We start from the raw sequence: 12888 nt of genomic DNA, 5'->3' as shown, positions 1-12888 counted from the left end.
ATAAACTTCTTTATTCGTTATTTTTGTAATCTGATCAGTTAAATTTAAAAAGATATAATGACTAAAGAACAAAAACAAGCAGTAACATTTGATGTGTTAATAGAAATCCCTAAGGGAAGTAGAAATAAGTATGAATACGATTTTACCTTACATAAAATTCGTTTTGATAGAATGTTATTTTCTTCTATGATGTATCCTGGTGATTACGGATTTATTCCAGAAACTTTAGCTTTAGATTCAGATCCATTAGATGTTTTAGTACTAGGTCATCAACCAACTTACCCAATGGTTGTAATGGAAGTAAGACCAATTGGTGTTTTTTATATGACTGATGAAAAAGGACCAGATGAAAAAGTAATTTGTGTACCTGTTTCTGACCCTATTTGGAGTAAAAAAACAGATATTGCTGATATTAATCCTCATAGATTAAAAGAAATCGAACATTTTTTCCAAGTTTATAAAGATTTAGAAAAGAAAAAAGTTGATACTGGTGGTTGGGGAAATGCAAAAGCTGCAATTAACATTTATCATGAATGTGTTAAACGTTATGATGAAAGTGAACACAAGAAAAAAAGAACGTTTACAATCTAAAATAAACGAAAATTAATAAAAAAACATCTTATTCATTAAGATGTTTTTTTTTGCAATAAACTTTTCTAAAGAATCTATATAGATAATAATTATCTAAACATTTATTTACCATATTTAAATTCAATATAACATATAAAAAAAACTGACTTTAATCATAGTTTTATTAATATAATAATTTAAGTAGCTTATAAATAAATAATCTTTAAATTAAGTAAGCTTTTTTTATCAATTTAATTTTATTACTTTTAACATCGTTTTAAAATTTTTAATTAAAATCAACTAACTAATATGGAAACAGTAGTTAAATTTTTACCGCTTTTTGGTGTTCTAGCCTTGGCGTTTGTGTTCATTAAAAGCGCTTGGGTATCCAAGCAAGATGAAGGTGGAGACCGAATGAAAAGAATAGCCAAAAATATTGCAGAAGGTGCAATGTCTTTTTTAAAAGCTGAATATAAAGTTTTGGCAATTTTTGTGGTAGCTGTAGCTATCTTATTATACTTTAAAGGATCTTCTGAAGAAGGTTCTAGTGGTATTGTTGCAGTATCATTTATTATTGGTGCAATTTGTTCTGCGCTAGCAGGTTTTATAGGAATGAAGGTTGCTACAAAAGCAAATGTTAGAACCACACAAGCTGCAAGAACATCATTAGGAAGAGCTTTAGAAGTAGCTTTTGCAGGTGGTGCTGTTATGGGGTTAGGTGTTGTAGGTTTAGGTGTTTTAGGCTTGAGTGGTCTATTTATTATCTATCAAAATATATGGCCAGGAGCAGAAAACCTAACACTAGTATTAAACGTACTTTCCGGTTTTTCTTTAGGTGCATCATCAATTGCATTATTTGCTAGAGTTGGTGGTGGTATTTACACAAAAGCAGCAGATGTTGGTGCAGATTTAGTTGGTAAAGTAGAAGCTGGTATTCCAGAAGATCATCCTCTAAACCCTGCAACAATTGCAGACAATGTTGGTGATAATGTAGGTGATGTTGCTGGTATGGGTGCAGATTTATTTGAATCTTATGTAGGTTCTATTATTGGTACAATGGTTTTAGGAGCTTTTATCATAACTCCAAATTTAAATGGAATGGGAGCTGTTTATTTACCTTTAGTTTTAGCTGCAACAGGAATTATAATGTCTATTTTAGGATCATTTTTTGTTCGAGTAAAAGATGGTGGAAACCCACAAACTGCTTTAAATATTGGTGAGTTTGGTTCTGCTGGTTTAATGGTTGTTGCTTCTTATTTTATAATTAACGCTTTAATTCCAGAAGCTGTAGCAGGTTTACCTTTTGGTTCTATGGGTGTTTTCTGGGCAACAATTGCTGGTTTAGTAGCTGGTTTGGCTGTTGGTAAAGTAACTGAATATTACACTGCTACAGGTAAAAAACCTGTGCTTTCTATTGTTGAACAATCTAAAACTGGAGCTGCTACTAATATAATTGCTGGTTTAGGAGTAGGTATGATGTCTACAGCTATTCCTATCATTTTAATTGCAGCTGCAATTATTGTATCTCACCATTTTGCAGGTTTATATGGTATTGCAATTGCTGCTGTTGGTATGCTTGCAAATACAGGTATTCAATTAGCTGTAGATGCTTACGGACCAATTTGTGATAATGCTGGTGGAATTGCAGAAATGGCAGAATTACCAAGCGAAGTTAGAGAACGTACTGATAAATTAGACGCTGTTGGTAATACAACTGCTGCTGTTGGTAAAGGTTTTGCAATTGCTTCTGCTGCTTTAACTGCTTTGGCTTTATTTGCTGCTTTTATGAAAACTGCAAATGTTACTGCAATTGATGTTTCTCAGCCTAAAATTATGGCGGGTTTATTAGTAGGTGGAATGCTACCATTTGTATTTTCTGCATTATCTATGAATGCTGTTGGTAGAGCTGCAATGGCTATGATTGAAGAAGTTCGTCGTCAGTTTAGAGATATTCCTCAGTTAAAAGCAGCTTTAGAAGTAATGAGAGCTGTAGATTCTGATATGACAAAAGCAACCAAAGAACAAAGAGCAATTTTTGATGCTGCAGATGGTGTTGCTGAATATGATAAATGTGTAGACATTTCTACAAAAGCATCTATTAAAGAAATGGTTTTACCAGGTTTATTAGCAATTGCTGTACCTGTTGCCATAGGCTTTATAGGTGGTGCAGAAATGTTAGGTGGTGCTTTAGCAGGAGTTACAACTTGTGGTGTATTAATGGCCATCTTTCAATCGAATGCAGGTGGTGCTTGGGATAATGCTAAGAAAACGATAGAAGAACAAGGCAGAAAAGGGACAGATGCTCACAAAGCTGCTGTTGTTGGTGATACTGTTGGTGACCCTTTTAAAGACACATCTGGCCCTTCTTTAAATATACTTCTTAAATTAATGTCTGTTGTAGCTTTAGTAATTGCACCAAGTATTGCAATGAATTCTGCTGATGTTTCTAATTACAATACAAAAGAAGAAGTAAAAGTAGAAATCAACAAAACTTCTGGAGATTTAGCTATGGCAACTATTACTACAACAAAAACTGTAAATGGAGAAGTTACTGAAGATGTACAAAAAATAGAAGGCACTGTTGAAGAAATTGAACAAAAAGCAAAAGAAGCTGGTAAAATAATTTCTGTAAACGTTTCTAAAAATAAAAAAGAAACTAAAGAAACAGTAGAAGTAATAATTGAAAAAGAAGAGTAAAAAGAACTCTATTAGAAAGAACAAAAACACCTCTTTTAGAGGTGTTTTTTGTTTTACATTATAGTAACCTAGAGTTAATAAAGTTCTTTTTATAAGGTAGTAATTTTAAGCTTCTAAAAAATTAAACCATAATGAAAAAAACTACTTTATTTATTGCTTTATTAACAAGCATTATCTCTTACTCTCAAATTAACCTTAAAATAACAGAAATCTTTGCTGGTCAAGAAGGAACTGACTTAACTGAAGATTGGTTTGAAATTCAAAATACAGGAACAACAGCTTGGGTATCTGGCATAGACCCAGATTTATATTATGATGATGACTCAGCAGATGCTGATAAAGCAGTTCTAATTAACGGAATTACAGACTTACAACCAGGTGAAAGAGCAATTGTTCTAATAACTGGTAATACTGGCAATGAAATTGATACTTTCAGTTCAATTTGGAGTCCTGTAATTAACTTGTCTAATATAGAAATCGGTTATACTGATGGTTCTGGTTTAGGTGCAGGTGGTGATGCTGTTACACTATGGCTAGGAAACCCCAATAATAGCACATTTATACTTGCAGATTTTGGTACTTACCCAGACACAGCCGCTAATGATGGCCAATCTTACGATTTAGAATTAGCCGCTTTTAGTACTATAGGCAATATAAGTTACGCTGTTGAAACTTCTGCTTTAGGAGGTGATGCCAATAACGTACCTAACATTGCTTCTCCAGGAAATGTTGTTAGCCTTGTAAACTTAGTAATTACAGAAATTTTTCCAGGTCAAGAAGGCACAGATTTAACTGCAGACTGGTTCGAAATTCATAATACAGGAAACAAAGCTTGGGTTTCTGGTACAGATGATGTTTTATATTATGATGACGATTCTGCAGATCCTACAAAAGCAGTTGTTATACAAGGTATCACAGATATTCAACCAGGAGAAAGAGCAATTGTTTTAGTTACAGATAATACTGGCAATGAAGTAAATACATTCAATACAGTTTGGTCTTCTGTAGTAGATTTAACAGGAATTAAAGTAGGGTATACAGATGGTTCTGGCTTAGGTGCTGGTGGAGATGCTGTTGCTCTTTGGATGGGAGATCCTTCTACAACATCTACAATAGCAATAGGTGTTTACCCAGATACAGCTGCCAATGATGGGCAATCTTACGATTTAGAACTAGCATCTTTTAGTACAATTAACAATACTAGTAATGCAATTGCTACACAAACTTTAGGTGGTGACAATAGTGATGTTCCTAATATAGCATCCCCAGGAAATATTGCACCTCCAATACAACCAATAATTGAATTTAATGCAAGTTATATTTCAGTTTCTGAAGCTGATGCTAATGTAAACCTTACCTTAAAAATTTCATCTGCTCCTGCAACAACAGCAACTGTAAATGTTTCTCTTTTACCTGTTGGTTCTGCAACAGAGGGTTCTAATTTTACATTTTCTACTTCGCAAACTGTAACTTTTTCTGCAGGTAACACAGATTCACAAACACTTACAATTCCTATTCTAAACAATAATACAGATGATTCTGATTTATATTTTATGGTAAAATTAGAAAATCAAACAAATAGTATTATTGGTAATGCAGATACATTTTCTGTCTATATTTTAGATGATGATACTGATGTACCTACAAGTGATGATTCTATTTTAAACGCAAATTATTTAGATAGTTATGTAGTTGATGCATCAGGAACTGCAGAAATTACTGCTTATGATGCAGTTTCACAACGCTTATTTGTTACAAATTCAACTAGTATAGAAATTTTAGACTTTTCAAATCCAAGTGATATAAAACCTATTTCTACAATAACATTACCAGCAAACACTTCTGGCGTGCAAAGTGTAGCTGTTTATAATGGCCTTTTAGCTGCTGCAATTGCTGCAAACCCAGCAACAGATAATGGTATGGTTTTATTTTCTGATATTGATGGTAATAACCAAATATCTGTAACAGTTGGTTCTTTACCAGACATGTTAACTTTTACACCTGATGGTACAAAATTACTTGTAGCAAACGAAGGACAACCAAATGATGATTACTCTTTTGATCCTGAAGGAAGTATTTCTATCATTGATGTTACTGGTGGTTTAAATGGCATTACACAAACAAATGTAAATACACTAGACTTTAAAGCTTTTAATAGTCAAGAAGCTGCCTTAAAAACTGCTGGAGTTAGAATTTTTGGACCAGGATCTACAGTGGCTGAAGATTTAGAACCAGAATATATTACTGTTTCTGATGATAATTTAATGGCTTATGTTTCTTTACAAGAAAACAATGCATACGCAGTAATTGATTTATCAACAAATACAATTACCAAAATTTTGCCTTTAGGTTTAAAAGACCATAGTTTAGCAAAAAACTCTTTAGATACAAGTGATGAAACTGACTTTATCTTTAATGCTTCTTGGCCAATTTACGGAATGTATATGCCAGATGCTATTTCTTATTTTAATATAAATGGAACATCATACATAGCAACTGCAAACGAAGGTGATGCAAGAGAGTATGGAGGATTAGTAGAAGAACGTAAATTAAACGATTCTGATTACATTTTAGACCCAGCAGTTTTTGGTGATGCAGATATTTTAGCTTTATCTACAAATCTTGGAGATATTAATGTCACTAATGCTTCTGGTAATACAGATGATGATGCTGAGTTCGAAGAAATTCACGTATTTGGTGGGCGTTCTTTTAGTATTTTTGAAGCAAATACTGGTAATATTGTTTACGATAGTGGAAACGATTTTGAAGTAATTACAGCTGCAGACAATACTTATGGTAGTATTTTTAACGCAAGTAACACCAACAATAGCTTTAAAAATAGAAGTGATAACAAAGGCCCAGAACCAGAAGGTATTTTGGTAAAAGAAATTGAAGGTTCTTATTATGCTTTTATTTTATTAGAAAGAATTGGTGGAATAATGATTTACGATGTAACCAACCCAACATCGCCTAAATTTTTACAATATCTAAATAGCAGAGAAACCACAACTGATAGTGGTGATTTAGGCCCAGAAGGTATTGTTTTTGTTGATAAAAACGAAAGCCCTAATGGAACAGCTTTAATAATAGTTTCTAACGAAGTCAGTGGAACTTTGAGTATATATTCTTTAGACAACGTTTTAAGTACAGAAGACTATATTACTGGTAATAAAACCTTTAGCATGTTTCCAAACCCTACAAATGGTTATGTAAGTTTTAGTAAAGAAGACGATTACAAAATTTATGATTTATCTGGTAGATTGGTAAAAGTATCTAAAAACACAAAATCTATAGAAGTTAATAATTTAACATCTGGTATATATGTAGTAACAAATACAAAAGGTTTTAGTCAGAAACTTTTAGTAAAATAACACTACTTCTTTAAAATAATTAAAGCACTTTTTATATGAATTTAATATTCACATAAAAAGTGCTTTTCTTTTATAGCTTTACTATTATTTGGATAGTTGATAACTATATATAAATAAGCTTGTAATTTATCTTACTGTTCTACCTCTAATTAATGATATAACAAATAATACTAAAAATACAAAGAATAAAATTTTTGCGATTCCTGCTGCAGCTCCTGCAATTCCTCCAAAACCTAAAACTCCTGCAATTAAAGCGATTACTACAAATGTGATTGTCCAACGTAACATAATATATATTTTTTAAGTGAGCATTTAATTCTTTAAAAAGATGCTAAACGCTTTACATCTTAAAAGTTTTTTAACTTTTTCTTACACTTCAAAGATACAGACACTGTAAGGCTCTGCTTAGTGCTGTAGATTTAGATTTTAACTCATATCAAATAAATTATAAATTTATTTAGACCCTTAAAACTATTTTTAACCTATTTTTACCAAACTTAATAGATGCTAATAATTAGCATATGTTTATATAGTCTTTTATTATGATACATATTGAAATTATTGCAGATAGCCCTAAAGACTTTTTAGAACAACTACAAGATGCAATTGGTGGAGAAATTACAGAACGCTGGAGCGAGTTTGTACTAAGAATAAATAATGAAAACGCTATTGGTAGCATTAGGTATATCCCTTTTGATTGGGGTGTAAACTTTATAGATTTTGATATAAAATTTCATAAAGAAATTTTTATGCATACAAAATCTCATGATGAATTTAATCCTATTCGTTTTATTTATCCTTCTTTAGGCAGTATAAAACATAAATTTGGTATTCATAATAATATTAAAGAAGTCAATCAATTTCAATCTTTAATTTACACTAATAAAGATGGTGGTTATAATGATATTATTTTTCCAAAAAACGAAAAATTAAATATAAATGTAATTCAGATTGTTCGTAAACATTTCTTAAAAAAGAGAACTACAAACGTTTCTACTCTAAATAAAAAATTATATGAAGTTTTTGTAGATACAGATCATGATAACAGGTTTTCAAGTTATGGAACTTTAGACCTTAAAATGGCAGACCTAATTAAAAAACTGCATAAAATTAAGGCAAAAGGAATGCTAAGAATTTTAAAAATTGAAGCAAAAATTTATGAAATTCTTTCTATGCACATCCAACAACACAACAGACTTTTAGAAGGTGATTCTTTGCCAGAAAGTATAAGTAAAAGCGATTTAAAATTGGTTCGTAAAATTGGTAACGATATTTTAAGAAACCCTGCAAAACAATACTCATTAAGTCAGCTTTCTTTTAAATCTGGTTTAACACAAGCTAAATTACAAGAAGGCTTTAAATTTCTGTACAATAGAACAGTAACAGAATATATAAGGCATATTCGTTTAGAATCTGCAAGAGATATGCTAAAAAATAGCGATTTAAATATTTCTCAAATTGTATACAGTATTGGTTTTAGTAGTAGAAGTTATTTCTCTAAAATTTTTAAAGAAAAATACAACATTACACCAAATCAATTTAAAAAGAAATTAAAAGTAGTTGTATAATAAAAGCCCTGTTATTTTACAATAACAAGGCTTAAAATCAACTAACCACTATTTAAAAAATTAAATAATTTATTTTAATATTTTTTTAATCATTAACAAAACACCATACTTGCTTATCATTTTAAACGCTGAATTTATCCAATTCATTGGTTCTAAAATATCTTCAAAATTGTGTTTTACAATCTTTAATTCTTCATTAGCAATTTCTCTTTCAAGTTCTAACTTTTTCAAATCTTTTTCAATTTCAATAAAAGAGGTGTATGTTTTCATAATGGTATTATTTATTTTGAATCAAAAAATTGATTAGACATTTCACTAATAATTTTTTTATCAATAAATCTTTTTCTTAGCAAGTAAATTATAAATCCTAAGAATGCTAAAAAAAGACCAACTATTAAGTGCCCTAAAGCTATATTACCTAAATAATTACCTAAAGCAATTGCACCTGCTACAGACATAAAAATAAGTCCCATACAAAGTAAACTACCTATTAAAAGAAGTTTAGCAAATGCACTTAAAGAATACGTTAGTATCTGAAATATTTTAAGTTTTCCGTATTCAAAAGAAGCATTTACATAATCTTTACTTGCATCAACTCCTTCTTCAGAATTACTTTTTAAAGCATCAAAAATATTCATATTCTTAGGCTGTCTTTTGTAATTTTTTATTTTTCTCTTTCAAATCTTTTAATTTAGCTTCTAAAGTGGTAATTACATCTTCTGTTTTATGACTTACATTAGAGACTACATTTTCAATTTGAGTATCTAAACTTTCTTTTTGTACTTCTAAAGTACTTGCTGCTCTTTCTTTTAAATCGATTGCAGTATCAGCAATTATATCTTTTACATGTACAGCCTCATCTGCAATTTTCTTTCTTGTTTTTGTTCCTTTATCTGGTGCAAACAAAATCCCTAAAGTTGCTCCTATTGCTGTTCCTGCTAATATTCCTATTAATGTGTTACTACTATTACTCATCTTATATTTTTTTAATGGTTAAACTTAATTTCTTTGCATTATTACCAGTTATGTAATAAGTACACTACAAAAGTATAGCATAAGCACAACTGAACTTAACTCAAACAAATTGAATGTTAACTCAAATACAAGAAAGTGAAAATTTTAAAGTAGCACTTGTTGTTTTTTGTGCCAATTGATTAATTGCTGTTTCTGTAAGCTGTAAAACTCTTGGATAACCACCTGTAACTTGGCAATCTCTTATTAAAACAATTAATTTTCCAGAAGGTGTTAATTGAACAGTTCCTGGCAAAACTGCAGAAGTTAAAATTTGCGATAAACTATTTTCTATAACTTCATTTAATTTATATCCCATTCTACTGTTATCTTTAGAAATAGTAAAAGTGGTGTTGAAGATTTCTTTTTGTTGATGGTTATTTAGCAAATCAAATTCAGGACCTTTATAACATTCGATTACCTTAGTCATAAAGTGATTTCTATTTATTTTAATGGATGCTTTTGATGTTTCAATTCCATTATCTACCTCTTTATAAGGAATGGAATCACCTTTTCTAAGTAAAAAATCTTTGGTAATATTTGGATAAAAACTTCTACTATTTAATTTCTCTTCTGATAAAAACCCATCTTTAACAGCCAAATAACAACGAATTCCGTAGTTTATTTTACTAAAGGATAAAATATCATTTGGATGAATTAAAATTCTTTTATTTAGAGAAATTGCTACGTTATTAATCGTAGGTGAAAAATCGCCGCCAGAAATACAGATTGTAGTGGTTTTAGTAAACTCGAATTTACAAGCACCTAATGTAATTTCTATTACAGCACAATTAACAGAATTATTTAAAATATTATTTGCTAAATCTGAAGAATAACTATCCATTGAACCAGAAATTGGTATACCAACTGAAGCAAAACCAACTCTACCTTTATCTTGAATTGTGGTAAAAAAACCTGACTTTAAAACCTTAAGCATTGTGTAAAGTTTTAATAAGTTGATATTTATTTGCCTGTATTTCTTTTTCTAGTTGATAAAATTCATCCAAAGAAATGGATTTGAATTTGATAAAATCACCAGCTTTTGCAAAACAAGGGTTTTCTTTTTCTACATCAAAAAAATTAACAGGAGTTTTACCAATAATATTCCAACCACCAGCAGAATTATTGGGGTAAACACCAGTTTGCTTACCTCCTATTCCTACAGCTCCTTTTGGTACATTTAATCTCGGATTTGGTTTTCTATCAAAATAAATTTTAGAATCTAAACCACCTAAATATAGGAACCCTGGTAAAAAACCGATAAAATAAATTTTATACAAAGCAGATGAATGCAGTTGAATAATTTCATCAATTGCTAAGCTTGATTTTTGAGATATTTCTTGTAAATCAATGCCAAACTCAACATCATAACAAACAGGAATTTCCCATTGAAAATAGTTTTGTTTACTTTCTTTTAAAGTTGATGCATAAACCAATTTTAATTGATGAACCTCATCATTAAGATTAGAAATAAAGTTTTCATAAACAATAGTTAAAGAATTATAACCTTGAATAATATCGACAATTTCAGTTTTATTTATTGATATTATTTTCTCTTTAAAAAGAAAAATATCATCTAAGATTTCATTATCAATGATAGATTGCCATTCAATAAGAATTGCTTTTACACCAAAAGGTTTATATGTAATATTATTAATCAATTTTAAACCCTTCTTTTTGAATTTCTTGATGAATAAATTTTACGATTTCAATAGCATTTTCAGTATCTCCATGCACACAAAAAGTATCTGATTTTATTGGTATTTCTAAGCCAGAAATTGTTTTTACTTTCTGATGTTTTATCATCTGTAAAACATGGCTCAAAACCGCTCTTTTATCAACTAATAAAGCATTTTTTTGTTTTCTAGAAACCAAACTTAAATCGTTATTATAATTTCTATCAGCAAATGCTTCATACATAATCTTGATGTTATTTTTCAAAGCAACTCTCTCTATTACAGAATTATATGGCACATATAAATAAGTTTCTTTTAAATATGGTTTAATAACATCAGCAAAGAAAATAGCCAACTTTTCATTTACAGCAATTGCATTATACAAAGCTCCATGTGGTTTTATGTGATGTAATTTTGCATCAAACAAAGACAATCTTTCTAAAAATAAATTCATTTGATTTTGAATACTCTTCTTTAAGTCTTCATCAGAAATTTGCATTAACAATCTGCCAAAATTTTCTTTATCAGGAAAGGAAGGATGTGCACCAATTTTCACCTTATTTTCTTTCGCTAATTTAATAGTCTTATCAATGCTTTTAACATTACCAAAATGACCTCCACAAGCAATGTTACAAGATGAAATATAAGGCATTAGTAAATGCTCATTTTCTATACCTTCACCAACGTCACAATTAATATCAACAATCATTTTAGAATACATTAAACACTTTTAGAATACCTTTTACACCAAGAAAAACAGCAATTAACAAAATTAAGAATCCAAAAATATTCTGAGTTTTAGAATTTACAAAACCACCTAAAACACTCCTTTTATTCATAATCCATAATAGAATTCCAGCTATAATTGGCAATAACATACCATTTGCAACTTGCGCAAATTTTATAATTTCTATAGGTTTAATGCCAATTGAAGAAAACAAAACACCTAAAAACAGTACAACAATCCAAACAAATCGAAATGATTTAGATTGTAAACCACCTTTTAAACCCATACATCCTTTTGCTACATAAGCTGCTGCTAAAGGTGCAGTTATTGCAGAAGTTATACCTGCAGCAAATAAGCCTAAAGCCAGAAAGTATTTGGCAAATTCGCCATATAAAGGTGCTAAACCTTCTGCTAAATCTGCAGCATTTAAAATATCTTTAGATGGTATTGAAGCTGCAGAAATAATGATTGCCATAGAAACCATTCCTCCTAAAATTATAGAAACTATTGTATCTTTTTTCGCGAATTTTAAATCCTCTTTTTTGTTCCATCTTTCTTTAACTAAAGAAGCATGTAAAAACAAATTGTAAGGCACAACAGTTGTACCAATTAAACCAATTATTGTTAATAAACTTTTCTCTGGAAACTTAGGAATAAACAATCCTCTTAAAATTTCTAATACATTGGGTTTGGTTACAATTGCTGTAATTACAAAAGAAAAACTCATTAATAAAACTAAAGCCACCAAAGCTTTTTCAAGAAATTTATAATTACCAATATATAAAAGCACAAAGGCAATTACACCAATTATTAAACTCATTAAATTAATGGTTAACTCACCAAAAATGAGTTTAAACTCTCCAAAAACAGTTTCTAAACCTAAAATTCCTCCACTAATATTACCTGCTTCATAAGAAGCATTACCAATAACAATTGCAGCTAAAATTAAAATGGTAACAAAGTATTTTAAAAACGGAATTTTAATTTCTTCACGAATAACTTCTGATAATCCTTTTTGAGAAATAATACCCAATCTTGCAGCCATTTCTTGCAAAACAATGGTTGCAATAATAGACAATAACATTGCCCATAGTAAATTAAAACCAAAATTTACACCAGCCAAAGTGCAAAGTGTTACTGTTCCTGGACCAATAAAAGCAGCAGCTACTAAAGTACCTGGCCCAATATTCTGAAACCATTTTTTAATCATTCAAAAATAATTTTTTAGTTCTTTGACTAAAGATACTTTTTTAAATAGAAAAACACCT

Annotated in this window: 12 protein-coding genes; 4 read left to right on the top strand and 8 right to left on the bottom strand. The window is 30.0% G+C overall.

The annotated features are described in order from the left end of the window. The first annotated feature begins 57 nt into the window (after positions 1-57). The 3 genes from ACJJVK_RS08170 to ACJJVK_RS08160 all read left to right on the top strand — a co-directional run bounded on the left by ACJJVK_RS08170 (position 58) and on the right by ACJJVK_RS08160 (position 6638). The gene (locus tag ACJJVK_RS08170; protein WP_215993623.1) at positions 58-591 is read left to right on the top strand and encodes an inorganic diphosphatase; all 534 of its coding nucleotides are present in this window, start codon (positions 58-60) and stop codon (positions 589-591) included. Between the two features lie 288 nt (positions 592-879). After that, positions 880-3267 carry a sodium-translocating pyrophosphatase gene (locus ACJJVK_RS08165; protein ID WP_405565010.1) on the top strand — a complete coding sequence of 796 codons (2388 nt, stop codon included), beginning with the start codon at positions 880-882 and terminating at the stop codon, positions 3265-3267. A gap of 131 nt (positions 3268-3398) precedes the next feature. Beyond that, on the top strand, positions 3399-6638 hold the full coding sequence (locus tag ACJJVK_RS08160) for a choice-of-anchor I family protein (protein WP_405565008.1): 3240 nt from the start codon (positions 3399-3401) through the stop codon (positions 6636-6638). A gap of 126 nt (positions 6639-6764) precedes the next feature. Here ACJJVK_RS08160 and ACJJVK_RS08155 read toward each other — a convergent pair whose 3' ends face one another. Beyond that, on the bottom strand, positions 6765-6926 hold the full coding sequence (locus ACJJVK_RS08155; RefSeq protein ID WP_215993626.1) for a DUF1328 family protein: 162 nt from the start codon (positions 6924-6926) through the stop codon (positions 6765-6767). 254 nt (positions 6927-7180) lie between these two features. Here ACJJVK_RS08155 and ACJJVK_RS08150 point away from each other — a divergent pair, with 254 nt between their 5' ends. Further along, entirely contained in the window at positions 7181-8206 is a 1026-nt protein-coding gene (locus ACJJVK_RS08150; protein WP_405565005.1) for a helix-turn-helix domain-containing protein, read from the top strand. A 69-nt stretch (positions 8207-8275) separates the two neighbouring features. Here ACJJVK_RS08150 and ACJJVK_RS08145 read toward each other — a convergent pair whose 3' ends face one another. The 7 genes from ACJJVK_RS08145 to ACJJVK_RS08115 all read right to left on the bottom strand — a co-directional run bounded on the left by ACJJVK_RS08145 (position 8276) and on the right by ACJJVK_RS08115 (position 12830). Beyond that, complete coding sequence (locus tag ACJJVK_RS08145; RefSeq protein ID WP_405565004.1) at positions 8276-8476, bottom strand: hypothetical protein; 201 nt, start codon at positions 8474-8476, stop codon at positions 8276-8278. An 11-nt stretch (positions 8477-8487) separates the two neighbouring features. Continuing rightward, positions 8488-8844, bottom strand: a complete 357-nt coding sequence (locus ACJJVK_RS08140; protein WP_405565003.1) for a hypothetical protein — start codon at positions 8842-8844, stop codon at positions 8488-8490. Positions 8845-8848: 4 nt separating this feature from the next. Next, positions 8849-9181, bottom strand: coding sequence for a YtxH domain-containing protein (locus tag ACJJVK_RS08135; RefSeq protein WP_405565002.1), 333 nt, complete (start codon positions 9179-9181; stop codon positions 8849-8851). 121 nt (positions 9182-9302) lie between these two features. Further along, entirely contained in the window at positions 9303-10154 is an 852-nt protein-coding gene (locus ACJJVK_RS08130) for a biotin-dependent carboxyltransferase family protein (protein ID WP_405564999.1), read from the bottom strand. Beyond that, complete coding sequence (pxpB, locus tag ACJJVK_RS08125; protein ID WP_405564998.1) at positions 10147-10878, bottom strand: 5-oxoprolinase subunit PxpB; 732 nt, start codon at positions 10876-10878, stop codon at positions 10147-10149. Before pxpB ends, ACJJVK_RS08130 begins: the two co-directional genes overlap by 8 nt. Further along, complete coding sequence (pxpA, locus tag ACJJVK_RS08120; RefSeq protein WP_405564996.1) at positions 10871-11614, bottom strand: 5-oxoprolinase subunit PxpA; 744 nt, start codon at positions 11612-11614, stop codon at positions 10871-10873. Before pxpA ends, pxpB begins: the two co-directional genes overlap by 8 nt. Continuing rightward, positions 11604-12830: an Nramp family divalent metal transporter gene (locus ACJJVK_RS08115; protein WP_405564995.1), complete on the bottom strand. Its 1227-nt coding sequence runs from the start codon at positions 12828-12830 to the stop codon at positions 11604-11606. Before ACJJVK_RS08115 ends, pxpA begins: the two co-directional genes overlap by 11 nt. Between the last annotated feature and the right edge of the window lie 58 nt (positions 12831-12888).

This window comes from Polaribacter sp. Asnod6-C07 (assembly GCF_045063625.1).
Lineage (GTDB): Bacteria > Bacteroidota > Bacteroidia > Flavobacteriales > Flavobacteriaceae > Polaribacter > Polaribacter vadi_A.
This window is presented reverse-complemented; position numbering and strand designations above follow the sequence as displayed.